The sequence below is a fragment of the Burkholderia sp. IT-111MI5 genome (assembly GCF_949752865.1).
Lineage (GTDB): Bacteria > Pseudomonadota > Gammaproteobacteria > Burkholderiales > Burkholderiaceae > Burkholderia > Burkholderia pyrrocinia_C.
Genome location: NZ_CATKIF010000026.1, coordinates 1 through 21828, shown reverse-complemented (window position 1 = coordinate 21828; position 21828 = coordinate 1). Strand labels below are relative to the sequence as shown.

23 protein-coding genes and 1 pseudogene are annotated in these 21828 nt (G+C 68.1%); 18 read left to right on the top strand and 6 right to left on the bottom strand.

The annotated features are described in order from the left end of the window. Positions 1 to 217: 217 nt before the first annotated feature. The 5 genes from ACM6JT_RS21615 to ACM6JT_RS21595 all read left to right on the top strand — a co-directional run bounded on the left by ACM6JT_RS21615 (position 218) and on the right by ACM6JT_RS21595 (position 6032). The gene (locus ACM6JT_RS21615) at positions 218 to 2068 is read left to right on the top strand and encodes an EAL domain-containing protein (protein ID WP_414857249.1); all 1851 of its coding nucleotides are present in this window, start codon (positions 218 to 220) and stop codon (positions 2066 to 2068) included. A gap of 391 nt (positions 2069 to 2459) precedes the next feature. Next, positions 2460 to 3479 (top strand): LacI family DNA-binding transcriptional regulator, encoded by a 1020-nt coding sequence (locus ACM6JT_RS21610; RefSeq protein ID WP_034179221.1) that lies wholly within the window; start codon positions 2460 to 2462, stop codon positions 3477 to 3479. Then, positions 3476 to 4756 (top strand): AGE family epimerase/isomerase, encoded by a 1281-nt coding sequence (locus ACM6JT_RS21605; protein ID WP_407970943.1) that lies wholly within the window; start codon positions 3476 to 3478, stop codon positions 4754 to 4756. The genes ACM6JT_RS21610 and ACM6JT_RS21605 overlap by 4 nt, the downstream gene beginning before the upstream one ends. After that, positions 4753 to 5661, top strand: a complete 909-nt coding sequence (locus ACM6JT_RS21600; RefSeq protein WP_034179223.1) for a carbohydrate kinase family protein — start codon at positions 4753 to 4755, stop codon at positions 5659 to 5661. Before ACM6JT_RS21605 ends, ACM6JT_RS21600 begins: the two co-directional genes overlap by 4 nt. Positions 5662 to 5810: 149 nt before the next feature. Further along, positions 5811 to 6032, top strand: a complete 222-nt coding sequence (locus ACM6JT_RS21595; protein ID WP_034179224.1) for a hypothetical protein — start codon at positions 5811 to 5813, stop codon at positions 6030 to 6032. A 25-nt stretch (positions 6033 to 6057) separates the two neighbouring features. On the opposite strand, the gene ACM6JT_RS21590 is transcribed toward ACM6JT_RS21595, so the two are convergent. After that, the gene (locus ACM6JT_RS21590; protein WP_031399528.1) at positions 6058 to 6252 is read right to left on the bottom strand and encodes a DUF2905 domain-containing protein; all 195 of its coding nucleotides are present in this window, start codon (positions 6250 to 6252) and stop codon (positions 6058 to 6060) included. Positions 6253 to 6259: 7 nt separating this feature from the next. Continuing rightward, positions 6260 to 7456, bottom strand: a complete 1197-nt coding sequence (locus ACM6JT_RS21585) for a class I SAM-dependent methyltransferase (protein WP_034179225.1) — start codon at positions 7454 to 7456, stop codon at positions 6260 to 6262. Positions 7457 to 7469: 13 nt separating this feature from the next. On the opposite strand from ACM6JT_RS21585, the gene ACM6JT_RS21580 reads away from it, so the two are divergent. From ACM6JT_RS21580 to ACM6JT_RS21540, 9 genes and pseudogenes are all read left to right on the top strand, one after another. Next, positions 7470 to 8213 (top strand): SDR family oxidoreductase, encoded by a 744-nt coding sequence (locus tag ACM6JT_RS21580; protein WP_175749001.1) that lies wholly within the window; start codon positions 7470 to 7472, stop codon positions 8211 to 8213. Between the two features lie 75 nt (positions 8214 to 8288). Beyond that, positions 8289 to 8693 carry a dihydroneopterin aldolase gene (locus tag ACM6JT_RS21575; protein ID WP_034179227.1) on the top strand — a complete coding sequence of 135 codons (405 nt, stop codon included), beginning with the start codon at positions 8289 to 8291 and terminating at the stop codon, positions 8691 to 8693. Then, complete coding sequence (gene ttcA / locus ACM6JT_RS21570; RefSeq protein WP_131946107.1) at positions 8690 to 9682, top strand: tRNA 2-thiocytidine(32) synthetase TtcA; 993 nt, start codon at positions 8690 to 8692, stop codon at positions 9680 to 9682. Before ACM6JT_RS21575 ends, ttcA begins: the two co-directional genes overlap by 4 nt. Before the next feature lie 135 nt (positions 9683 to 9817). Continuing rightward, entirely contained in the window at positions 9818 to 11179 is a 1362-nt protein-coding gene (glmU, locus tag ACM6JT_RS21565) for a bifunctional UDP-N-acetylglucosamine diphosphorylase/glucosamine-1-phosphate N-acetyltransferase GlmU (protein WP_217590930.1), read from the top strand. 54 nt (positions 11180 to 11233) lie between these two features. Beyond that, a complete protein-coding gene (gene glmS / locus ACM6JT_RS21560) occupies positions 11234 to 13051 on the top strand; it encodes a glutamine--fructose-6-phosphate transaminase (isomerizing) (protein WP_034179230.1) in 1818 nt (605 codons plus the stop codon). Positions 13052 to 13181: 130 nt separating this feature from the next. Continuing rightward, positions 13182 to 13544 (top strand): annotated as a pseudogene (locus tag ACM6JT_RS21555) (type II toxin-antitoxin system RelE/ParE family toxin); the annotation flags it as partial. After that, the gene (locus ACM6JT_RS21550; RefSeq protein WP_034179231.1) at positions 13540 to 13860 is read left to right on the top strand and encodes a helix-turn-helix domain-containing protein; all 321 of its coding nucleotides are present in this window, start codon (positions 13540 to 13542) and stop codon (positions 13858 to 13860) included. The pseudogene ACM6JT_RS21555 and the gene ACM6JT_RS21550, both read left to right, overlap by 5 nt. Before the next feature lie 92 nt (positions 13861 to 13952). Beyond that, positions 13953 to 14417 carry a hypothetical protein gene (locus tag ACM6JT_RS21545; protein ID WP_407971540.1) on the top strand — a complete coding sequence of 155 codons (465 nt, stop codon included), beginning with the start codon at positions 13953 to 13955 and terminating at the stop codon, positions 14415 to 14417. Further along, on the top strand, positions 14417 to 14635 hold the full coding sequence (locus ACM6JT_RS21540) for a hypothetical protein (RefSeq protein ID WP_034179233.1): 219 nt from the start codon (positions 14417 to 14419) through the stop codon (positions 14633 to 14635). The genes ACM6JT_RS21545 and ACM6JT_RS21540 overlap by 1 nt, the downstream gene beginning before the upstream one ends. A gap of 92 nt (positions 14636 to 14727) precedes the next feature. On the opposite strand, the gene ACM6JT_RS21535 is transcribed toward ACM6JT_RS21540, so the two are convergent. Both ACM6JT_RS21535 and ACM6JT_RS21530 read right to left on the bottom strand, forming a co-directional pair. Beyond that, positions 14728 to 15564 carry an FTR1 family iron permease gene (locus ACM6JT_RS21535; RefSeq protein ID WP_217590931.1) on the bottom strand — a complete coding sequence of 279 codons (837 nt, stop codon included), beginning with the start codon at positions 15562 to 15564 and terminating at the stop codon, positions 14728 to 14730. A 12-nt stretch (positions 15565 to 15576) separates the two neighbouring features. Further along, entirely contained in the window at positions 15577 to 15909 is a 333-nt protein-coding gene (locus ACM6JT_RS21530) for a cupredoxin domain-containing protein (protein ID WP_034179235.1), read from the bottom strand. Between the two features lie 347 nt (positions 15910 to 16256). Here ACM6JT_RS21530 and ACM6JT_RS21525 point away from each other — a divergent pair, with 347 nt between their 5' ends. Further along, the gene (locus ACM6JT_RS21525) at positions 16257 to 16457 is read left to right on the top strand and encodes a heavy-metal-associated domain-containing protein (protein ID WP_021162112.1); all 201 of its coding nucleotides are present in this window, start codon (positions 16257 to 16259) and stop codon (positions 16455 to 16457) included. A 49-nt stretch (positions 16458 to 16506) separates the two neighbouring features. Here the strand turns inward: ACM6JT_RS21525 and ACM6JT_RS21520 are convergent, their stop codons facing one another. Both ACM6JT_RS21520 and ACM6JT_RS21515 read right to left on the bottom strand, forming a co-directional pair. After that, positions 16507 to 17997: an aldehyde dehydrogenase gene (locus ACM6JT_RS21520; RefSeq protein WP_034179236.1), complete on the bottom strand. Its 1491-nt coding sequence runs from the start codon at positions 17995 to 17997 to the stop codon at positions 16507 to 16509. 83 nt (positions 17998 to 18080) lie between these two features. After that, positions 18081 to 18632, bottom strand: a complete 552-nt coding sequence (locus ACM6JT_RS21515) for a cupin domain-containing protein (RefSeq protein WP_034179449.1) — start codon at positions 18630 to 18632, stop codon at positions 18081 to 18083. A gap of 413 nt (positions 18633 to 19045) precedes the next feature. On the opposite strand from ACM6JT_RS21515, the gene ACM6JT_RS21510 reads away from it, so the two are divergent. The 3 genes from ACM6JT_RS21510 to ACM6JT_RS21500 all read left to right on the top strand — a co-directional run bounded on the left by ACM6JT_RS21510 (position 19046) and on the right by ACM6JT_RS21500 (position 21714). Continuing rightward, positions 19046 to 19270, top strand: coding sequence for a hypothetical protein (locus ACM6JT_RS21510; RefSeq protein WP_072437498.1), 225 nt, complete (start codon positions 19046 to 19048; stop codon positions 19268 to 19270). Between the two features lie 292 nt (positions 19271 to 19562). Continuing rightward, positions 19563 to 20348: a gamma-glutamyl-gamma-aminobutyrate hydrolase family protein gene (locus ACM6JT_RS21505; RefSeq protein ID WP_243564979.1), complete on the top strand. Its 786-nt coding sequence runs from the start codon at positions 19563 to 19565 to the stop codon at positions 20346 to 20348. Between the two features lie 28 nt (positions 20349 to 20376). After that, positions 20377 to 21714, top strand: coding sequence for a glutamine synthetase family protein (locus ACM6JT_RS21500; protein ID WP_034179238.1), 1338 nt, complete (start codon positions 20377 to 20379; stop codon positions 21712 to 21714). Positions 21715 to 21828 lie beyond the last annotated feature (114 nt).

The window sequence follows — 21828 nt, the reverse complement described above, 5'->3', positions numbered from 1 at the left end:
TCTCCGCCTCTCCGCCTCTCCGCCTCTCCGCCTCTCCGCCTCTCCGCCTCTCCGCCTCTCCGCCATCCGCTTCCCGCCTCTTCGCCTTCCAAACGCGCACCGGTGCGCTCCCGACGCGATGCACCATCAGCGCCCCTCGCGTCATGAAATCTTCATTCAATTCCCCGCGAGCGCTGCCGTTAAGCCGGACGTCCCGTCGATTCGGCTGCCCTCGCCCATGCCCGCGCTCCACCCCGACTCCGCTGCCGCCAGCATCACGCGCCTGATCGCGGATCGCGCGCTCGCCGCCGTTTTCCAGCCGATCGTCGATCTCGGGTCGGGGACGGTCGTCGGCTACGAAGGCCTGATACGCGGCCCGCGCGGCACCGACCTCGAGCCGCCCGCCGCGCTGTTCGCGCAAGCCGCGCGCGAAGGCGCGACCATCGCGCTCGAACAGGCCGCCGCGCTCACCTGCCTCGACGCGTTCGCGGCGCTCGGCTGCGACGGCAAGCTGTTCCTCAATTTCAGCGCGGGCACGATCCTGCAGCTCGCCAGCGAACGCGAGCGCGCGTGCCAGTTCCTCGGCCGCGCGCGGGTCCGCGCCGAGCGCATCGTGATCGAGCTGACCGAGCAGAACGCGATACCGGATGTCGCGCAGATCGGGCCGGCGGTCGCGTCGCTGCGCGATGCGGGCATCCAGTTCGCGCTCGACGACTACGGCACCGCGAACGCGAGCATGAACCTGTGGCTGCGCCTGCATCCGGACGTCGTGAAGATCGACCGCTTCTTCATCCACGAAATCGCGCGCGACCCGCTCAAGTTCGAGGCCGTGAGGGCGATGCAGCACTTCGCGCAGGCGAGCGGCGCGCAACTGATCGCGGAAGGCATCGAGAACGAATGCGACCTGATCGTCGTGCGCGACATGGGCATCTGCTGCGTGCAGGGCTTCCTGCTCGGCCGACCGGACGCGCAGCCGTCGCGGGTCGTCGCGCCGGCCGCGCGCGATGCGATCCGCGCGCCGCACATTGCGGTGTTTCCCGGCGCGACACGCACCGTGCGGCCGGCCGGCACGATCGCCGCGAAGATGCTGGTCCCCGCGCCGGCCCTGCCGCGCGACGCGACCAGCAACGACGTGCTCGACCTGTTCAACCGGATGCCCGACCTGCACGCGGTCGCGCTGGTCGAACGCGGTCGGCCCGTCGCGCTCGTGAATCGCCGCGGCTTCATCGACCGCTTCGCGCTGCCGTATCACCGCGAGGTGTTCGGGAAGAAGCCGTGCCTGCAGTTCGCGAACGACGCGCCGCTGATGATCGACAACGCGACGACGTTCGAGCAGCTCGCGATGCTGCTCGCGAGCCACGACCAGCGCTATCTCGCGGATGGCTTCGTGATCACCGAACACGGCCGCTACGTCGGGCTCGGCACCGGCGAGAGCCTCGTGCGCGCGGTGACCGAGATGCGCATCGAAGCCGCGCGCTACGCGAACCCGCTGACGTTCCTGCCCGGCAACATCCCGATCAGCGCGCATATCGACCGCCTGCTCCAGCGCGATGCCGGCTTTCATGCGTGCTACGTCGACCTGAACCAGTTCAAGCCGTTCAACGACCAGTACGGCTATTGGCAGGGCGACGAAGTGCTGAAGTTCGCGGCGACGGTGCTGGCCGGCGTGTGCGACCCGCAGCGCGACTTTCTCGGGCACGTCGGCGGCGACGATTTCCTCGTGCTGTTCCAGCGCGACGACTGGCACGTGCGCGCGACCAACGCGATCGCGCGCTTCAACGACGGCGCGCAGCGCTTCTACACGCAGGCCGACCGGCAGGCAGGCGGGCTGCGCGGCGAGGACCGACACGGCAACCCGGCGTTCTTCGGCTTCGTGACGATGGCGATCGGCGCGGTCGGCGTGCCGGCCGGCGCGCATGGCGCGAAGCGCTACGGCAGCGACGAGATCGCGTCGGTCGCGGCACTCGCGAAGCGGCGCGCGAAACAGCAGCCGGGCGGGCTCGCGGTCGTCGATCTCGACGCGGGCCGCGCCGCGCTGCGCAATCGCGGCGAACTGCCGGCCGCGGCGGTGACGGTGGCGGCGGACTGAACGGCGGGCAATCGTCGAGCGCGGATACGGCTGCGCTCCGGGCGACGGAGACGGAGACGGAGACGGGCGCCCGCCCGTCAACCAGCCGAATCGTTGCGCATCGGCTGCCGGCCGCCCGTGCAGGTCGCCGGGCACGCTGCGCGGACGATCGAAACAACCCCGCTTTCCGGCCTCTTCCCGCCCCTTTCCCGCCAGTCGCCCGCGCCGCCGGATGCACGCACGACTACCTTGCCTTTTTCGCATTTTGTTTAGTATTTTTAGTAACGGCGTTTTCGCAGATTAGCGCTTAAAAACCCGTTATTCACGGGTATTCCCCGGTTATCCGGCCCGAATTTCGCGATATGTTTTACTATACAATCGCTTTCACCCTAAACAAACCGAACCCCGAACGATGGGCACCACCATTCGCGATGTCGCGCGGGCGGCAGAGGTCTCGATCGGCACCGTCTCCCGCGCGCTGAAAAACCAGCCGGGCCTGTCGGAAGCAACGCGTGCGCGCATCGTCGAGATCGCGCAGCAGCTCGGCTACGATCCCGCGCAGTTGCGGCCGCGCATCCGCCGGCTCACCTTCCTGCTGCACCGCCAGCACAACCGCTTTCCCGCGAGCCCGTTCTTCTCGCACGTGCTGCACGGCGTCGAGGACGCATGTCGCGAGCGCGGCATCGTGCCGACGCTGCTCACGGTCGGCCCGAACGACGACGTGCTGCGCCAGATGCGCCCGCACGCGCCCGACGCGATCGCGGTGGCCGGCTTCATCGAGCCCGAGACGATCGAGGCGCTCGCCGCGACCGGCCGGCCGCTGGTGCTGATCGACCTGTGGGCGCCCGGGCTGCGCTCGGTCAACATCGACAACGCGACGGGCGCCGCGCTCGCGATGCGCCACCTGCTCGCCACCGGGCGCTCGCGGATCGCGTTCATCGGCGGTTCGCCCGCGCACTACAGCATCGCGCAGCGCGCGATCGGCTACCGGCGCGCGTTCTTCGAGGCCGGGCGGCTGTTCGATCCCGCGTACGAGGTGACGATCGACGCGGGGCTCGATCCCGACACGGGCGCCGCGCGTGCGATGGAGCAATTGCTCGATGCGCCGGGTCCGCGCCCCGACGCCGTCTTCGCATACAACGACGCGGCCGCGCTGGCCGCGCAGCGCGTGTGCACCGCACGCGGCCTGCGGATTCCGGACGACATCGCGATCGTCGGCTTCGACAACATCCCGGCCGCCGCGCACGCGAGCCCGCCGCTCACGACGCTGTCGGTCGACAAGGAAGCGCTCGGCCGCCGCGGCGTCGAACTGCTGCTCGCCGAAGCGCCCGAGCGCACCGAGATCTCCCTGCCCGTCGAGCTGATCGTGCGGGCCAGCAGCCAGCCCGCCGGCTCTCCGGCACTCGATACCGCCACGGTCACCGAATCATGAACATGCCCCCGGTCCAACCCTGCACGGCCGCGCCGGCCGCCCACACGCAAGCCGCGCCGCTCGTCGCGAATTTCCGCGATCCGTCGTTCCTGCTGTCGCATATCGAAGACACGCTGCGCTTCTACGCGACGAACGCGTACGACCCGACGGGCGGCTTCTATCACTACTTCCGCGACGACGGCAGCATCTACAACCGCACGTCGCGCCACCTCGTCAGCAGTTGCCGGTTCGTCTTCAACTACGCGATGGCGTACCGGCATTTCGGCGATCCGCGCCATCTCGACTACGCGCGCCACGGGCTGCGCTTCCTGCGCGACGCGCACTGGGACGACGAACTGCAGGGCTACGACTGGGAACTCGACTGGCGCGACGGCGCGAAGCGCGCGACGCTCGACGGCACGCGCCACTGCTACGGGCTCGCGTTCGTGCTGCTGGCGGCCGCGCACGCGACGATGGCCGGCATCGACGAGGCGCGTCCGCTGATCGCGGCGACCTACGAGCTGGCCGAGCACCGCTTCTGGGATGCGGCCGCGGGCCTGTATGCGGACGAAGCGACGCCGAACTGGATCGTGTCGTCGTACCGCGGCCAGAACGCGAACATGCACATGACGGAGGCGCTGCTCGCGGCCTACGAGGCGACCGGCCACCTCACGTACCTCGATCGCGCGGAAAAGCTCGCAAGCCACGTCACGCAGCGCCAGGCCGCGCTGTCGGGCGGGCTCGTGTGGGAGCACTACCATGCGGACTGGTCGGTCGACTGGGACTACAACAAGGAAGACAGCTCGAACATCTTCCGTCCGTGGGGCTTCCAGCCCGGGCATCAGACCGAATGGGCGAAGCTGCTGCTGATCCTCGAGCGGCACCGCCCGCTCGACTGGCTCGTGCCGCGCGCGGCCGAACTGTTCGACGCGGCGCTCACGCACGCATGGGACGCCGATCACGGCGGCCTGTATTACGGCTTCGGCCCCGACTTCACGATCTGCGACCACAACAAGTACTTCTGGGTGCAGGCGGAAACCTTCGCGGCGGCCGCGATGCTCGGCGCGCGCACCGGCAGCGAGCGCTTCTGGGACTGGTACGACGAGATCTGGCGCTATAGCTGGGCGCATTTCGTCGATCACCGCTACGGCGCGTGGTACCGGATCCTCACCTGCGACAACCGCAAGTACAGCGACGAGAAGAGCCCGGCCGGCAAGACCGACTATCACACGATGGGCGCGTGCTACGACGTGCTCGCGACCCTCGCGCGCGCGGCGCGCAGCGAGCCGACGCAATGAGCGGCGGCACGTTTCCGGCTTTCGTGTCGGCGGGCGACATCCTGACCGACATGGTGCGCGCGGGCGATGCGCAGTGGACGTCGGTGCCGGGCGGCGCCGGCTGGAATGTCGCGCGCGCGGTCGCGCGGCTCGGCGTGCCGAGCGCGCTCGCGGGCTCGATCGGCGAGGACTGCTTCTCCGACGTGCTGTGGCGCACGAGCGACGCGGCCGGGCTCGACCTGCGCTTCCTGCAGCGCGTCGCACGGCCGCCGCTGCTCGCGATCGTCCACGAGACGCGCCCGCCCGCGTACTTCTTCATCGGCGAAGCGAGCGCCGATCTTGCGTTCGATCCCGCGCGGCTGCCGGCCGGCTGGACCGACCACGTGAAATGGGCGCATTTCGGCTGCATCAGCCTCGTGCGCGAACCGCTCGCGGGCACGCTGGCCGCGCTCGCGGCCGACCTGCACGCGCGCGGCGTGAAGATCAGCTTCGACCCGAACGTCCGCAACCTGATGACGGCCGCGTACCGGCCGACGCTGGAGAAGATGGCTGCGCTCGCCGACCTGATCAAGGTGTCCGACGAGGACCTGCGGCACCTGTTCGGCGGCGACGGCCCCGACGCGGTCGCGGCGGTGCGCGCGCTGAACCCGCGCGCGGCCGTGCTCGTCACGCGCGGCGCGCAGGCGGCGACGCTCTATGCGGACGGCGACGTGCACGAGGCCAGCCCGCCGCGCGTCGAGGTGGCCGACACCGTCGGCGCGGGCGACGCGTCGATCGGCGGCATGCTGTTCAGCCTGATGGCCGCGCCGCAGCGAGCGTGGCGCGAGCATCTCGCGTTCGCGCTGGCGGCGGGCGCCGCCGCGTGCCGGCACACGGGCGCGCACGCGCCGACGCTCGACGAGGTCGTCGCGCTGATCGAGGGCTGATCGTCGAAGGATGATCGGACGGCGACCGGGCGCTGACCGGCCGCCGCGACCGGACACCGCGACCGGACACCGTTCGGTCACCAATAAGCCGCGCTGTACATGCTGCGCCGCAGTGCTACGATGAAGTGTCCTTTTGCGGGAGAGGCACGATGGACACGAACACGTTCACGAAGGGCATCTACACGGCCAAGGCGCATACCCAGCATTCGGCCAACGGGCAGTTCCAGGGTTACGTGATCCTCGCGCGGGACGACGGGGACGACACCGAGAACACGCGCTACGACGTCCACTCGACGAGCCCCAGCGAGGAAGAAGCGTTCGACGAGGCGAAGGCGCTCGCGCACCGGATCCTCGGCGAGATCGAGATGTAACGCGCACCGCCCTTTCCGGCGCGGCTCAGAGCAGCCGCGCCACCATCGATACCAGCATCGTCAGCACCAGCGTCGACATGAACGGGAACGGGTAGCGCCGCCCGCCGAGCGTCAGCGTGACGTCGCCCGGCATCCGCCCGATGCCGAGCTTGCCGAGCCACGGCCAGCAGCGCGTCAGGATCATCACCGCGACGAACGACGTCATCAGCCAGCGCAGCATGCCGGCCTCAGAGCACGTGCGAGCGGTCGCCGCGCGCGAACGCGTCGAGCGTGCCGTCGATGCCGCGCGAAAAAGCGATCACCTTGAACAGCTCGCCCATCTCGGCTTCGGAGATCAGCTTCTGCACCGCATTCGCGGCCGGCAGGAACTGCCGGATGTCGGACGGATCGATCGCGGCCAGCGCGTCGGTGATGCCCGCGTTCAGCAGGAAGCGCGCCTGCGACGTGTAGCCGAGCAGGTCGGCGCCGGCGGCGACGGCCGCGTCGTAGATGCCGGTGAATTCGACGTGCGCGGTGATGTCCTGCAGGCCCGGGTACAGGAACGGATCGTCGTGCGCGTGGTGGCGGTAGTGGCACATCAGCGTGCCGCGGTCGCGCTGCGGATGGTAGTACTCGTGCGCGGGAAAGCCGTAGTCGACCAGCAGCACCGCGCCGCGCGCGAGCATCGTGCAGACGGTGCGCGTGAACGCCAGCGCGGCCTCGTGCGTCTCGGTCACGTAGCCGTCGGCGACATCGTCGATAAGCCCCGCGAGCACCGGCGGCCGGCTGGCCGGCGCGGCCGGCCGGTCCTCGAACACGAACGCGTGCCGCGCGTCGAGCGCGACGCCGCGCTCGTGCCATGCGCCGTCCGCCTTCGCGAACAACCGCACCGGCATCGCATCGAGCACCTCGTTGCCGACCACGACGCCCTCGAACCGCTCGGGCAGCGCGTCGAGCCAGCGCACCTTCGCGGCGAGCGCCGGCGCGGCGGCCGCGATCGTGTCGCGCTGCCGTTCGCGCAGTTCTCCGGACAGGTCGACGATCAGGTATTCGTCGAGTGCGGCGCCGAGCGCGTCGAGCGCCGCGAGCAGCCCGGCCGCGAGCTTGCCCGTGCCGGCGCCGAATTCCATCACGCGGCGCGTGCCGCTCGCCGCGAGCGCTTCCGCGACCGGTTGCGCCAGGGTTTGCGCGAACAGCGGCGACAGCTCGGGCGCGGTGACGAAGTCGCTGCCGTCGTCGGCGCGGCGCCCGAACTTGCGTGCGCCGCCGCTGTAATAACCGAGGCCCGGCGCGTACAGCGCACGCTCCATGAAACGGTCGAACGGCAGCCAGCCGCCGGCCGCCGCAATCTCGTCGCGCAGTTGCGCGGCAAGGGTTTCGGACTGCGCGAGCGCGTCAGGGCCGGGAGCAGGTAAACTAGCGGGTTCGTGAGCTTTCGGGTTCATCCCGGCATTGTAAATGACCGTTTCAGCCGATACGTCGACCCTGCGCGTGGTGCTCGTCGCGGGCGCCCTGGGCAGCGCGGCCGACGCCGCGTCGATCGGTCGTGCGCTCGCAACGGAATTCGCGCGCCGCGGCTGGGACGTCGCGCTGCAGCGCAGCCACGGCGCGCCGCACGCGGCCGCCGATGCGATCGTTGCCGAAGTCGCGGCGCTCGGCCGCCGCGCGGCCGTGCTCGACGCCGATCTGGCCCTGGAAACCGACGCGGCCGCACTGGTCGCCGCGTGCGGCGCGGCGCTCGGCCGGCCGGCGTGCGCGGTGTTCGTGAGTGCCAGTGCGGGCGCCGACGACGCGCTCACGGTGGACGGCGCGTCGCTCGCCGCCGCGCTCGCGCGCAACGTGACGGCGCCGCTCGCGCTCGCCCGCGCGCTCGCCGATGCGACGCCCGACGCCGCGCGCGAACACGAAGCGCTGCGCGCGTGCGCGATCCACGTGCTGGACCAGGCGCTGTTTCACCCGGCGCCGGCGCAGTTGTCGCACGCGCTGATGCAGGCCGCGCTGAACCGCGCGACGTCGGCGCTGGCGCTGGCGCTCGCGCCGAAGGTGCGGGTCGCGGCGCTGGTGCGCGGCCACGCGGCGCACGCGGACGACATCGCGACGGCCGCCTGCTATCTCGCGAGCGCGCCCGGCGTCACGGGCGCGACGCTGACCGTCGACGGCGGCGAGCACCTCGTGCCGCCCGCCGCCGGCCCGAATGAATGAACCGCGGGCGCGCGGCCTGACTGCCGCCGCCCGCGCCGCTTTGCGTGCGCGCACGCCAATTTGACTGGGACGACCATGTTTTCCGCTCTCCTGCACCCCCGCCTCGCGGATTGCCGCAGGCTCTACCTGCGCGATTACGAGGTGCACATCAACATCGGTGCCTTCGAACACGAGAAGCGCGGCGAGCAGCGCGTCGTCATCAACGTCGACCTGTTCGTGCCGCTCGCGCTGTCCACCCCCGTCGACGATCGTCTCCATGAAGTCGTCGACTACGACCTGATGAAGCAGAGCGTCGCGCAATGCATCGCGCGCGGCCACATCCACCTGCAGGAAACGCTGTGCGATGCGATCGCCGCGCACCTGCTGGCGCACGATGCCGTGCGCGCGGTACGCGTCTGTACCGAGAAACCGGACGCCTATCCGGACTGCGACGCCGTCGGCGTCGAAGTCTTTCGCATCAAGGACGAGGAGCGCGCATGAACGCCCCCCACATGAACGACACGGCGGCCGACGCCGCCACCCTCGACGCGGCCGCCCCGGCCGGCCGCCAGGCGCTGACGCGCCGCGAGCAGAAGGAAGCGTACGAGAACAACAAGCTGTTCAAGCGGATCGTGCGCCAGGTCGGCCAGGCGATCGGCGACTACAACATGATCGAGCACGGCGACAAGGTGATGGTCTGCCTGTCGGGCGGCAAGGACAGCTACGCGATGCTCGACGTGCTGCTGCGCCTGCGCGAGCGCGCGCCGATCGACTTCGACATCGTCGCGGTGAACCTCGACCAGAAGCAGCCGGGCTTCCCCGAGCACGTGCTGCCCGAGTACCTGAAGCAGGTCGGCGTGCCGTTCCATATCGAGAACCAGGACACCTACAGCATCGTCAAGCGGCTCGTGCCCGAGGGCAAGACGACCTGCTCGCTGTGCTCGCGGCTGCGCCGCGGGATCCTGTACCGCGTGGCCGGCGAGCTCGGCGCGACCAAGATCGCGCTCGGCCACCACCGCGACGACATCGTGCAGACGCTGCTGCTCAACATGTTCTACGGCGGCAAGCTGAAGGGGATGCCGCCGAAGCTGCAGTCGGACGACGGCAAGAACATCGTGATCCGCCCGCTCGCGTACGTGAAGGAAACCGATCTCGAGAAATACGCGGAGCTGCGCGAATTCCCGATCATCCCGTGCAACCTGTGCGGCAGCCAGCCGAACCTGAAGCGCGCGGAAATGAAGGCGCTGATCCGCGAATGGGACAAGCGCTTCCCGGGCCGCGTCGAGAACATGTTCAACGCGCTCGCGAAGGTCGTGCCGTCGCACCTGATGGATACGACGCTGTTCCCGTTCACGTCGCTGCGCGCGACCGGCGAAGCCGATCCGCAGGGCGACATCGCGTTCGACGAGGAACCGTGCGCGTCGGGCGACGACGCCGCGGCGCCGGGCGCCGCCCAACCGATCTCGATCGTCCAGTTCGACGACCTGTAAGCGGGGTCGGAAGACCCGCCGGAACGGGGCCGCCCAGCCCTTTCCCGGCGCTGTCGCCCCGCCGCGACAGGCCCGGAACGACAGGGGCCGCATGCTAAAATGGACGGCTTCGAACTCCTCTGACAAGCTGGCGCCATGAATATCGTGATTTTGGCGGCAGGCACCGGCAAGCGCATGCGCTCCGCGCTGCCGAAAGTGCTTCACCCCCTGGCCGGCAGGCCGCTCCTCTCCCACGTCATCGACACCGCGCGCACGCTGCAGCCGTCCCGGCTCGTCGTCGTCGTCGGTCACGGCGCCGAGCGGGTCCAGGCTGCCGTCGCCGCACCCGACGTCCAGTTCGCGGTGCAGGCCGAGCAGCTCGGCACCGGCCACGCGGTGCGCCAGGCGCTGCCGCTGCTCGATCCCGCGCAGCCGACGCTCGTGCTGTACGGCGACGTGCCGCTCACCCGCGCGTCGACGCTGCGGCATCTCGTCGACGCCGCGCGCGACGGCCGCTACGGAATTCTGACCGTCACGCTCGACGATCCGACCGGCTATGGCCGCATCGTGCGCGACGCGGCAGGCTTCGTCACGCGCATCGTCGAGCAGAAGGACGCGTCGCCGGAAGAGCTGAAGATTGCCGAGATCAACACCGGCATCATCGTCACGCCCACGGCCCAGCTGTCGATGTGGCTCGGCGCGCTGAAGAACGAAAACGCGCAGGGCGAGTACTACCTGACCGACGTCGTCGAGCTCGCGATCGAGGCCGGCTTCGAGGTCGTCACGGCGCAGCCCGACGACGAATGGGAAACGCTCGGCGTGAACAGCAAGGCGCAGCTCGCCGAGCTCGAGCGCATCCACCAGCGCACTGTCGCGGATGCGCTGCTCGTCGACGGCGTCACGCTCGCCGATCCGGCGCGCATCGACGTGCGCGGCACGCTGCGCTGCGGCCGCGACGTGTCGATCGACGTGAACTGCGTGTTCGAAGGCAACGTGACGCTCGCCGACAACGTGACGATCGGCGCGAACTGCGTGATCCGCAACGCGTCGGTCGGCGCCGGCACGCGCATCGACGCGTTCACGCACATCGACGGCGCCGAGCTCGGCGCGAACACCGTGATCGGCCCGTACGCACGGCTGCGCCCCGGCGCGCAGCTCGCGGACGAAGCGCACGTCGGCAACTTCGTCGAGGTGAAGAACGCGGTGATCGGCCACGGCTCGAAGGCGAACCACCTCGCGTACATCGGCGATGCCGACATCGGCGCGCGCGTGAACATCGGCGCGGGCACGATCACCTGCAACTACGACGGCGCGAACAAGTTCCGCACCGTGATCGAGGACGACGTGTTCGTCGGCTCCGACACGCAGCTCGTCGCGCCCGTGCGCGTCGGCCGCGGCGTGACGGTCGCGGCCGGCACGACGATCTGGAAGGACGTTGCCGACGGCCTGCTCGTATTGAACGAGAAGACCCAGACGACGAAGAGCGGCTACGTCCGCCCGGTCAAGAAGAAGAGCTGAACCCTTTGCGGGCGCCCCGATGGCGCCCGCGTCGACCTACAGGATTGACCATTCATGTGCGGCATTGTCGGCGCAGTTGCGCAGCGTAATATCGTCCCGGTGCTGATCGAAGGATTGCGGCGCCTCGAATACCGTGGCTACGACTCGTGCGGCGTCGCCGTGCTCGAGCCGGGCGCGCCGAAGCGCGCGCGCAGCGTCGCGCGCGTCGCCGATCTCGACGCGCAGGTGCGCGAATCGCACCTCGAAGGCACGACCGGCGTCGCGCATACGCGCTGGGCGACGCACGGCGCGCCCGTCACGCACAACGCGCACCCGATCTTCTCGTCGGACGCGCTCGCGCTCGTCCACAACGGCATCATCGAGAACTTCGAGCCGCTGCGCGAAGCGCTGCGCGCGAAGGGCTACGAATTCGTGTCGCAGACCGACACCGAAGTGATCGCGCACCTCGTGCACAGCCTGTACCGCGGCAACCTGTTCGACGCGGTGCGCGAAGCCGTGCAGCAGCTGCACGGCGCATATGCGATCGCCGTGATCCACAAGGACCAGCCGCACACCGTCGTCGGCGCGCGCCAGGGCTCGCCGCTCGTCGTCGGCCACGGCGACGGCGAGAACTTCCTCGCGTCCGATGCGCTCGCGCTCGCCGGCAGCACCGACCGCTTCACGTTCCTCGAGGAAGGCGACGTGTGCGAGCTGTCGCTCGACGGCGTGAAGATCGTCGACCGCCACGGCGCCACCGTGCAGCGCGAAATCCGCGTCGTCAGCGCCTACGGCGGCGCGGTCGAGCTGGGCCCGTATCGCCACTTCATGCAGAAGGAAATCTTCGAGCAGCCGCGCGCGATCGGCGATACCGTGCCGCAGACCGAAGCCTTCGACGCGACGCTGTTCGGCGACGCCGCGCCCGCCGCGTTCGCGGACATCGACAGCCTGCTGATCCTCGCGTGCGGCACGAGCTACTACTCGGGCCTCACCGCGAAGTACTGGCTCGAATCGATCGCGAAGATCCCGACCCAGGTCGAGATCGCGAGCGAGTACCGCTACCGCGAATCGGTGCCGAACCCGCGCCAGCTCGTGCTCGTGATCTCGCAGTCGGGCGAGACGGCCGACACGCTCGCGGCGCTCAAGCATGCGCAGTCGCTCGGCCATACGCATACGCTCGCGGTCTGCAACGTCGCGACGAGCGCGATGGTGCGCCTGACCGAGATGCAGTTCCTGACGCACGCGGGCACCGAGATCGGCGTCGCGTCGACGAAGGCGTTCACGACGCAGCTCGTCGCGCTGTTCGTGCTGGCCGCGACGCTCGGCAAGCTGCGCGGGCACGTCGACGCCGCGCAGGAAGCGCAATTCCTGAAGCAGCTGCGCCACCTGCCGGCCGCGCTGAACAGCGTGCTCGCGCTCGAGCCGCAGATCATCGCGTGGTCGGAGGAATTCGCGCGCAAGGAAAACGCGCTGTTCCTCGGCCGCGGGCTGCACTACCCGATCGCGCTCGAAGGCGCGCTGAAGCTGAAGGAAATCTCGTACATCCATGCCGAGGCCTATCCGGCCGGCGAACTGAAGCACGGGCCGCTCGCGCTCGTCACGGAAGCGATGCCGGTCGTCACGGTCGCGCCGAACGACACGCTGCTCGAGAAGCTGAAGTCGAACATGCAGGAAGTGCGGGCGCGCGGCGGCGAGCTGTACGTGTTCGCCGATGCCGATACGCAGATCGTCAACGACGACGGCCTGCACGTGATCCGGATGCCGGAACACTACGGGCAGTTGTCGCCGATCCTGCACGTCGTGCCGCTGCAGCTGCTCGCGTATCACACCGCGTGCGCGCGCGGCACCGACGTCGACAAGCCGCGGAACCTCGCGAAATCGGTGACGGTGGAGTAAGGCAGGACGATCGGGATGGCCCCCGCCGGGCCGTCCCGGCCGCGTATCGGTGGGAAGCAGGCCATTCGGCCAGGTCGAAATATGTACCACGTAGTGGTATATAATCCTGTGCTAACTCGACCGGCCCGACATGCCTGCTTCCGTACGACGCGTCTTCAAGACGAAGTGGTTTCACAAGGCAGCCAGAAAAGCAGGAATCGCCGATGCCGAACTCTGCCGCGCCGCGCGGGAACTGGCGCGCGGCCAGGGCGTCGAGCTCGGCGGCAACGTCTGGAAAAAGCGCCTGGACGGGAATCGGCAGCGCGGGATCGTGCTGAGCAAGGTCGGGCAGGCGTGGGTTTTCGTGTTCCTGTTCGAAAAACGCGACAGGGACGACATCGACGAACGCGAACTGCGCGCCTTCAGAAAGCTCGCCGTGGATGTCGGGCGCCGCACCGACGCCGATATCGCGACGCTGATCGCACTGAAAGAGCTTGTGGAGATTTGCAATGGCCAAGAGTCGATTCAAGAGCGACGCAACGGAGGCGATCCACAGCGCCGCGTCGGGCCTCTATCGCGCAAACCTGATCGACAAGAAAACGATGCGCGAATACGACGATCTCTGCATCGAAGCCGCCCCGCAGTTCGATCCGCAAGCGATCGCCCGCATCCGCAAATCCGTCAACGTCAGCCAGAGCGTGTTCGCGCTCTACCTGAATACGACGACGTCGACGATCCGCCAATGGGAACAGGGCGACAAACGGCCGAGCGGCATCGCCGCGCGGATGCTCCAGATCGTCGAGAAACACGGGCTCGAGGTGTTCTCCTGAGCCGGCTTCCCCGAATGCGCATAAGCGGCCGACCGAACGCGGTCCGCACCGGACACCGCGACGCGAGCCGCAACGAATATGACGGAGAGACAATGGTAAGACTGTTTGGATGCGGATTGCTGGCGCTGACGTTCGCGTCGACGGGCTGGGCCGCCGAGCACTACGTCGAGGTCTGGAACCCGCCCGAGGCGCGGAAGCCGGCGGCGCATACGCCGGAAGCCCGTACACCGGCCGCACACGCGAGCGCCGACGCGCGCGCCGGCAAGAGCGCCGAGAAGCACGCGAGCGCAACGCCGAAAGCCGCCGCGAAGCCGCACAAGCGTCGAGTCACGCAAACCGTGAAAGCCGGCTCGCCTCGCCCGCCCGCCGCGGCCGAGGCGCCGGCCGCCCCGCACCCCGTCGCGCAGCCCGCGCCGGGCCGTCTCACGGTGATGCAGCCTGCCGGCCCCGACGAAACGCATGCGCTCAATTTCTCCGACATCCCGCGGCAATACACGCCGGATGGCAACGTGCTGCGGGTCGGCACGCACAACCGCTCCGCGGAGGTGACTCGATAATGGAAGCGCAAACCTACCTCGGCTACCAGATCTGGGGCCACGCGATCCTGCAGCAGGACGAGATCCTGCAGCCCGAACGCTTCGCGGCGAGCGGCACGATCACGCAGAACAACAAGCTCGTCGAAGCGTCCGGCGTGCTCGGCGTATTCGACACCGAGGACGACGCGCGCGAGGCCGGGCTCGAATGGGCCCGCGCGTGGATCGACAGCCACCGCTGACCGGCGCGCAGCCGACCGCGGGCTGACCGCGAGCCGCAAACGAAAGAAGGGGCGTCATGGACGCCCCTTCTATCGTTCAAATCCGGGAAAACTCACGCGGCATGCCGCGGCGGCCTCACCGTCACCTGCGGACGACCGACGAGCCGCATCAGCACGACGATCGCCGCCAGCGTCGCGACGTACGCGGCAATCTGGATGCCCGCCGGACGCGCGGTATAGCCGATCAGCGTATGCAGCGCCTTGCCGACGATGCTCGACTCCTTCAGCAGCCACGACGTGTCCCAGATCGCGTCGCCCCACGACGGCACGAAGCCGGCCGCCAGCAGGAAACCGACGCACTGGCTTGCCATCCCGGCCGCCAGCAGCACGATCAGCCCGTTAGTGACGGAGAACAGCCGCTTCAGCGGAATCTGCAGCAGCCCCGCATACATCGCATAACCGAGCCCGGCGCCGCCGAGCACGCCGAGCAGCCCGCCGACGATCATCTGCGGCGTTTGCCCCGGATCGCCCGCGGCGATGCCGTACAGGAACAGCACGGCCTCGGAGCCTTCGCGCAGCACCGCGACGCCGACCACGATCGCCAGCCCCGTCAGCGGCCGGCTGCCGGCCGCGACGGCCCGGCCGACTTCGCCCATGTGCAGCGCCATCTCGCGGCCGTGCCGGCTCATCCAGATGCAGTGCCAGGCCAGCATCAGCGTCGCGACGAACATCACGCCCGCGTTGAAGACCTCCTGCCCCATGCCGGACGCCCACTGCGAGATCACGTCGGCGAACGCCGCGATCAGGCCCGCGCCGACCACGCCGCCGACGAGCCCGCCGCCGACCCACCAGCCGCGCCGCGGCACGCCCTTCGTGGCGGCCATCACGATCGAGACCACCAGCGCGGCCTCGAGCACTTCACGAAAGACAATCAGCGCGGTAGACAGCATGGCGGGATTCGCTTACTTGACGGTCAGGTGGGTCTTCGACTGCGCTTCGTGATACTCGTCGTGAAACTCGTAGGTACCGGCCTTCAGCGGCCCGACCAGGATCTCGGCCGACTTGCCGGCGGGAATCACCTTCTCGGCCTTGAAGTCGTCGCTCTCGAATTCCGCGGGCGTCGCATCGAGGTTCTTCACGACGAACTTCACTTTCTTGCCGGCCGGAATCGTCACGCCATCGGGCGAAAACTTGTGGTCCTTCAGCGTCAGGTTGACGACGTCGTCGGCGGCGAATGCGGTGGCGGCCGACGCGCCCAGCAGGACAGCGGCGAAACCCAGTGCGAAACGGTTCATGTGTGTAATGAAATGAAATATCGAAGAATATTGATACTAAGATCGATTCGCATTTCCATATCGCGTACCCTTACCGGCATTATGGAGATAGCGCTTCACAAGTGCGTGCCGCGCCTTGCCAGGCAAGGCGCTCATCGCACGGCGACGGCCGCGCATCCGAGTCAATCGGGAAAGATTCCGACTGACACATGCGACTGCCCTTCTATTTGTCTGACCTCACCCTGACGAATCATTTCGCCGCGCCGGGCGACAACGCATGCATCCGGCTGCATGAATGCGCTTGACCTTCCCACCATGGCAAGCTTCATGCTGGCCATGTTCGTCAATCGTCCACTCAGGAGAACACGATGGAATTCGAAGTCCAGGACATGACCTGCGGCGGCTGCGCCAATGCAATCACGCGCGCGGTGACGGCCGCCGATCCCGCCGCGAAGCTCGACATCGACGTCGCGGCAAAGATCGTCAAGGTCGAATCGGCGCAAGGCGCCGAGCGCGTGCAGTCGATCATCGAAGCCGCCGGCTTCCACCCCGCGCTGCGCACCGCATAACGCGGGCTGCGGGCACACTGCCAAACGGCGATGCGCCCGCGGCATCGCGTCAGCGCAGCCGGATCAGCGTCGACTTCAGCTCGGTGTACTTCTCGAGCGCATGCAGCGACTTGTCGCGGCCGTTGCCCGACTGCTTGTAGCCGCCGAACGGGAAGTTCATGTCGCCGCCCTCGTCGTAGCAGTTCACCCACACCGTGCCCGCGCGCAGCCGGCGCGACACGTCGTGCGCGGTCGTCAGGTTCGACGTCCATACGGCCGCGGCCAGCCCGTATTCGGTGTCGTTAGCGATCCGCACGGCCTCGTCGACGTCGTCGAACACGATCACCGACAGCACGGGCCCGAAGATCTCCTCGCGCGCGATCTTCGCGTCGGGCTTCACCTCGAACACCGTCGGCTCGACATAGAAGCCGCCCGTCTCCGCCTTCACGCGCGCACCACCCGTGACGAGCCTGCCTTCGCTGCGCCCCGCCTCGATATAACCGAGCACGCGCTCGAGCTGGATGCCGTCGACGATCGCGCCCATCGACACCGACGGATCGAGCGGATTGCCGGGCACGTAAGCCCGCGCGGCCGCCACGAGCTTCTCGATGAATACGTCCTTGATGTCGCGATGCACGAGCAGCCGCGAGCCGGCCGTGCACATCTCGCCCATGTTGTAGAAGATCGCGCCGGCCGCAGCCTGCGCAGCGCGATCGAGATCGGGACAATCGGGCAGCACGATGTTCGGCGACTTGCCGCCGAGTTCGAGCCATGCGCGCTTCAGATTCGACTGCGCGGCGTACTGCATGATCAGCTTGCCGACCGCCGTCGAGCCGGTGAACGCGATGCAGTCGACGTCGCGATGCAGCGCGAGCAGCTTGCCGGGTTCGCCCGCGCCCGGCACGACGTTGAACACGCCTGCCGGGATGCCGGCTTCGTACGCGAGCTGCGCGACGCGGATCGCGGTCAGCGGCGATTTCTCCGACGGCTTCAGCACCACGCTGTTGCCGGCCGCGAGCGCGGGGCCAAACTTCCATGCGGCCATCAGGATCGGGAAGTTCCACGGCACGACGGCCGCCACCACGCCGACCGGCTCGCGCGTGACGAGGCCGACGAGGTGATGATCGGCCGGTGCGACTTCGCCGCCGACCTTGTCGATCGCTTCCGCAAACCACTCGACGCAATATGCGGCGCCCGGCACGTCGACCGTCGTCGTGTCGCCGATCGGCTTGCCCGCGTCGAGCGTCTCGAGCAGCGACAGCTCGTCGAGATGCTCGTGCATCAGCGCGGCCCAGCGCAGCAGCACTGCCTTGCGCGCACGCGGGTTCAGGCCGGCCCACACGCCCGCGTCGAACGCGCGGCGCGCGGCCGCCACCGCCGCGTTCACGTCGGCTTCGCCGCATTCGGCGACCTTCGCCAGCACGCGGCCGTCGATCGGGCTCACGCAGTCGAATGTCTTGCCGCCGTGCGCGTCGCGCAACGCGCCGTCGATGAATGCGCGCCCTTCGATCTCGAGCGACGCCGCCTTGTCCTGCCAGTCAGCCAAAGTCAACTTGTTCATCAGGATGCCTTATGTTGTGGCATTCGCGGTGCGACGCGCCGCGCGCATCATGCGCGGCCGGCCGCGAATGCGGTGACGCGCGGTCAGAAGGTTGCCGGCGAATTGGCCGAGACGACCTCGCAGATCTGTTCCGCGCTGGGATTGCGAAAACGGTGCGGCAAACGGCTTTCGAAGTAGTAGCCGTCTCCGGGGTCGAGCAGCCACGTCGCGCCGTCGACGGTCAGCTCGAGCCGGCCCGACACGACGACGCCGCCCTCGTGCCCCGCGTGCACGAGCATCTCGGGCCCCGTATCGGCATGCGGCTGGTAGATCTCGCGCAGGATGCACATGTTGCGATCCTTCACGCTCGCGCCGACCAGATGAAACGCGAGCGTGTCGTTGCCGAGGTTCGGCATCTCGTCGCGACGCGATACGACCGTGCGCGATTCGACGAGCTCGAACGTGAAGAACTCCGCGAGACTCATCGGGATGCATTCGAGCAGCTTCTTCAGCGAGCCGACCGACGGGCTCACGCGGCCCTGTTCGATCAGCGAGATCGTGCCGTTGGTCACGCCGGCGCGCTTCGCGAGTTCGCGCTGCGACAGGCCATGCTTGTTGCGCACGAAACGCAGGCGCTCGGCGACTTCGGTGGACATCGATTCGGTTTCGGACACGATAAGTGCGATGACAAAGTGAAACGACGCGGTGGACAGCCGTTGAATATTCTAATCACTTTATGCCGTGCATCAGCGGGGAAAACCCTGAAAGGCGTTCGAAATAATGAACACCTTGCCGATTATTCCTTTTGCGAATCTTTTGTTTTCACTGCTCGGGAAAGCCCTGATACGGGACCGTTAAAAAACATTTGACGCCGTTTTTGGCTCGTATATGCTGGCTCTCAGGTCAGCGTCATTTGGCTTTCACAGGCAGCAAAACGCGTTATTGCAACGCAAAAATTGATGCCCATCAATGTAAATGACGCGTAACCGGCGCCTTGATTATTTTAAACGCCCAGCGCGTCGAAACGGTCAGGTGTTCAATACTTTCAACAACCCAGTCGAGTGTAATCGTGAGAGTCCGTGGCCCTCTGGTGAGGTGGGATCGAAGCGTGGCGCGAAGTTCGCGCAGCGCGGCGTCCCCTTCCGATGGCAGTTGCGGCTGGCATAGTCCTCGCCTGCAGCATCTGTCGATCTACACCATCCTGTCCCGTCGTTCCGTTCGGCGCCACAACGCCGTTTCCGCACGCGCATTCGTCGCCGTCGATACCGACGAAGTGGCGTCGCTGCTGCCGTAGCGCCTCTCCTTTCTTTACGTCGTTCGTTTCGTCTGCCGATTCGCCAACCGCATCGTCCATGCGGTGACGGAACGCGTTCGCGCATTCGTTGCCGCGTCGCCCGCGTCACGTATCGCAACCCAACGAACGACGGCCTGATCGTCGCGCGCAGCGCGGATCGCCACGTCATCCCGCTGCGCCCATTCACCAGCGGCCTTGCGCTCTGCGCCAGGCTGCGGGGCCGTGTCGCGCCTGCGTTTTGCAATATCCGAAACGACGCACGCCACAGCCCTACGGATTACTGAGTGACGTCATGGAAAGGAAACCCCTCGTCGGCATCACCGCCGACCACACGCAAATCGGCGCACACGCGTCGCATACGGTCGGCGACAAATATGTCGCCGCGATCGTCGACGGCGCGCAGGCGCTCGCGATGGTGCTGCCCGCGCTCGGCGAGCGCCAGTCGGCTGACGACATCCTCGACACGGTCGACGGCCTGCTGTTTACCGGCAGCTACTCGAACGTCGAGCCGCACCTGTACGGCGGCGAGCCGAGCGCACCCGGCACGAAGCACGACCCGGCACGCGATGCGACGACGCTGCCGCTGCTGCGCGCGGCGATCGCCGCAGGCGTGCCGGTGCTCGCCGTCTGCCGCGGCTTCCAGGAGCTGAACGTCGTCTACGGCGGCACGCTGCATCAGCGCGTGCACGAAGTGCCGGGCCTCGCCGATCACCGCGAGGACAACGCCGCGCCGATGGACACGCAATACGGCCCCGCACACGTCGTGCACCTGACGCCCGGCGGCAAGCTGCATGCGCTCGCCGGCGGCCGCGATGAAGTGCGTGTGAACTCGCTGCACCAGCAGGGCATCGCGCAGCTCGGCTCCGGCCTCGCCGTCGAGGCCGTCGCGCCGGACGGCCTGATCGAGGCCGTCAGCGTCGTCGATGCCCCGGCTTTCGCACTCGCCGTGCAATGGCACCCGGAATGGCGGCATGCGCAGGATCCGCTGTCGAGCGCGATCTTCCGCGCCTTCGGCGACGCCTGCCGCGTCCGCCGCACTGCCCGCACGCGCGCCACGGCCGCCGCCGCGCTCGCCTGAGCGCGCCGACCCACTTACGAGAACAGACATGCAAGACATCGAAAGTTTTCTGAAGCAACACCGGATCACCGAAGTCGAGGCGATCATTCCCGACATGGCCGGCATCGCGCGCGGCAAGATCACGCCGCGCAACAAGTTCACGTCCGGCGAGTCGATGCGGCTGCCGCAGGCCGTGATGGTGCAGACCGTCACCGGCGAATATCCGGAAGACGGCTCGCTGACCGGCGTGACCGATCCCGACATGGTGTGCGTGCCCGACGAGTCGACCATCCGCCTGATCCCGTGGGCCGTCGATCCGACCGCGCAGGTGATCCACGACTGCGTGCACTTCGACGGCTCGCCGGTCGAGATCTCGCCGCGCTACGTGCTGCGCCGCGTGCTCGAGCTGTACAAGGCGAAGGGCTGGAAGCCCGTGGTCGCACCGGAGCTCGAGTTCTATCTGGTCGACATGAACAAGGACCCCGACCTGCCGCTGCGCCCACCGGTCGGCCGCACGGGCCGCCCCGAAACGGGCCGCCAGTCGTATTCGATCGAGGCCGTCAACGAGTTCGATCCGCTGTTCGAGGACATCTACGAGTACTGCGAAGCACAGAACCTCGACATCGACACGCTGATCCACGAAGTCGGCGCCGCGCAGATGGAGATCAACTTCATGCACGGCGACGCGCTGTCGCTGGCCGACCAGGTGTTCCTGTTCAAGCGCACGGTGCGCGAGGCCGCGCTGCGTCACAACATGTACGCGACGTTCATGGCCAAGCCGATGGAAGACGAGCCGGGTTCGGCGATGCACGTGCACCAGAGCATCGTCGACGAGGAAACGGGCCAGAACCTGTTCACGTCGCAGGAAACCGGCGGCGCGACGTCGATGTTCTACAACTACCTCGCGGGGCTGCAGAAGTACACGCCGGCGCTGATGCCGATCTTCGCGCCATACATCAACTCGTATCGCCGGCTGTCGCGCTTCATGGCCGCGCCGATCAACGTGCAGTGGGGCTACGACAACCGCACGGTCGGCTTCCGCATCCCGCACTCGGGCCCGTCGGCGCGCCGCATCGAGAACCGCATCCCGGGCGTCGACTGCAACCCGTATCTCGCGCTCGCCGCGACGCTCGCGGCCGGCTACCTCGGCATGACGCAGCGCCTGGAGCCGACCGAGCCGCTCGTCAGCGACGGCTACGACCTGCCGTACCAGCTGCCGCGCAACCTCGAGGAAGGGCTGACGCTGATGGCCGCGTGCGAGCCGCTCGGCGAGATCCTCGGCCACAAGTTCCTGAAGGCGTATTTCGCGCTGAAGGAAACCGAATACGAAGCGTTCTTCCGCGTGATCAGCTCGTGGGAACGCCGCCATCTGCTGCTGCACGTCTAAGCGCGCGCACAACCGCCATACGGAATCACGGAGGAAACATGACTTACCGCAACGAATCTGCCTGGATCCAGCCGGCCGCGCCGGCCGCCGCGCCGCGCGCGACGCAGGCACGCT

Coding starts and splice junctions, on each gene's coding strand:
- ACM6JT_RS21615 (WP_414857249.1), top strand. CDS start 218: ATGCCCGCGCTCCACCCCGACTCCGCTGCCGCCAGCATCACGCGCCTG.
- ACM6JT_RS21610 (WP_034179221.1), top strand. CDS start 2,460: ATGGGCACCACCATTCGCGATGTCGCGCGGGCGGCAGAGGTCTCGATC.
- ACM6JT_RS21605 (WP_407970943.1), top strand. CDS start 3,476: ATGAACATGCCCCCGGTCCAACCCTGCACGGCCGCGCCGGCCGCCCAC.
- ACM6JT_RS21600 (WP_034179223.1), top strand. CDS start 4,753: ATGAGCGGCGGCACGTTTCCGGCTTTCGTGTCGGCGGGCGACATCCTG.
- ACM6JT_RS21595 (WP_034179224.1), top strand. CDS start 5,811: ATGGACACGAACACGTTCACGAAGGGCATCTACACGGCCAAGGCGCAT.
- ACM6JT_RS21590 (WP_031399528.1), bottom strand. CDS start 6,252: ATGCTGCGCTGGCTGATGACGTCGTTCGTCGCGGTGATGATCCTGACG.
- ACM6JT_RS21585 (WP_034179225.1), bottom strand. CDS start 7,456: ATGAACCCGAAAGCTCACGAACCCGCTAGTTTACCTGCTCCCGGCCCT.
- ACM6JT_RS21580 (WP_175749001.1), top strand. CDS start 7,470: ATGACCGTTTCAGCCGATACGTCGACCCTGCGCGTGGTGCTCGTCGCG.
- ACM6JT_RS21575 (WP_034179227.1), top strand. CDS start 8,289: ATGTTTTCCGCTCTCCTGCACCCCCGCCTCGCGGATTGCCGCAGGCTC.
- ttcA (WP_131946107.1), top strand. CDS start 8,690: ATGAACGCCCCCCACATGAACGACACGGCGGCCGACGCCGCCACCCTC.
- glmU (WP_217590930.1), top strand. CDS start 9,818: ATGAATATCGTGATTTTGGCGGCAGGCACCGGCAAGCGCATGCGCTCC.
- glmS (WP_034179230.1), top strand. CDS start 11,234: ATGTGCGGCATTGTCGGCGCAGTTGCGCAGCGTAATATCGTCCCGGTG.
- ACM6JT_RS21550 (WP_034179231.1), top strand. CDS start 13,540: ATGGCCAAGAGTCGATTCAAGAGCGACGCAACGGAGGCGATCCACAGC.
- ACM6JT_RS21545 (WP_407971540.1), top strand. CDS start 13,953: ATGGTAAGACTGTTTGGATGCGGATTGCTGGCGCTGACGTTCGCGTCG.
- ACM6JT_RS21540 (WP_034179233.1), top strand. CDS start 14,417: ATGGAAGCGCAAACCTACCTCGGCTACCAGATCTGGGGCCACGCGATC.
- ACM6JT_RS21535 (WP_217590931.1), bottom strand. CDS start 15,564: ATGCTGTCTACCGCGCTGATTGTCTTTCGTGAAGTGCTCGAGGCCGCG.
- ACM6JT_RS21530 (WP_034179235.1), bottom strand. CDS start 15,909: ATGAACCGTTTCGCACTGGGTTTCGCCGCTGTCCTGCTGGGCGCGTCG.
- ACM6JT_RS21525 (WP_021162112.1), top strand. CDS start 16,257: ATGGAATTCGAAGTCCAGGACATGACCTGCGGCGGCTGCGCCAATGCA.
- ACM6JT_RS21520 (WP_034179236.1), bottom strand. CDS start 17,997: ATGAACAAGTTGACTTTGGCTGACTGGCAGGACAAGGCGGCGTCGCTC.
- ACM6JT_RS21515 (WP_034179449.1), bottom strand. CDS start 18,632: ATGTCCACCGAAGTCGCCGAGCGCCTGCGTTTCGTGCGCAACAAGCAT.
- ACM6JT_RS21505 (WP_243564979.1), top strand. CDS start 19,563: ATGGAAAGGAAACCCCTCGTCGGCATCACCGCCGACCACACGCAAATC.
- ACM6JT_RS21500 (WP_034179238.1), top strand. CDS start 20,377: ATGCAAGACATCGAAAGTTTTCTGAAGCAACACCGGATCACCGAAGTC.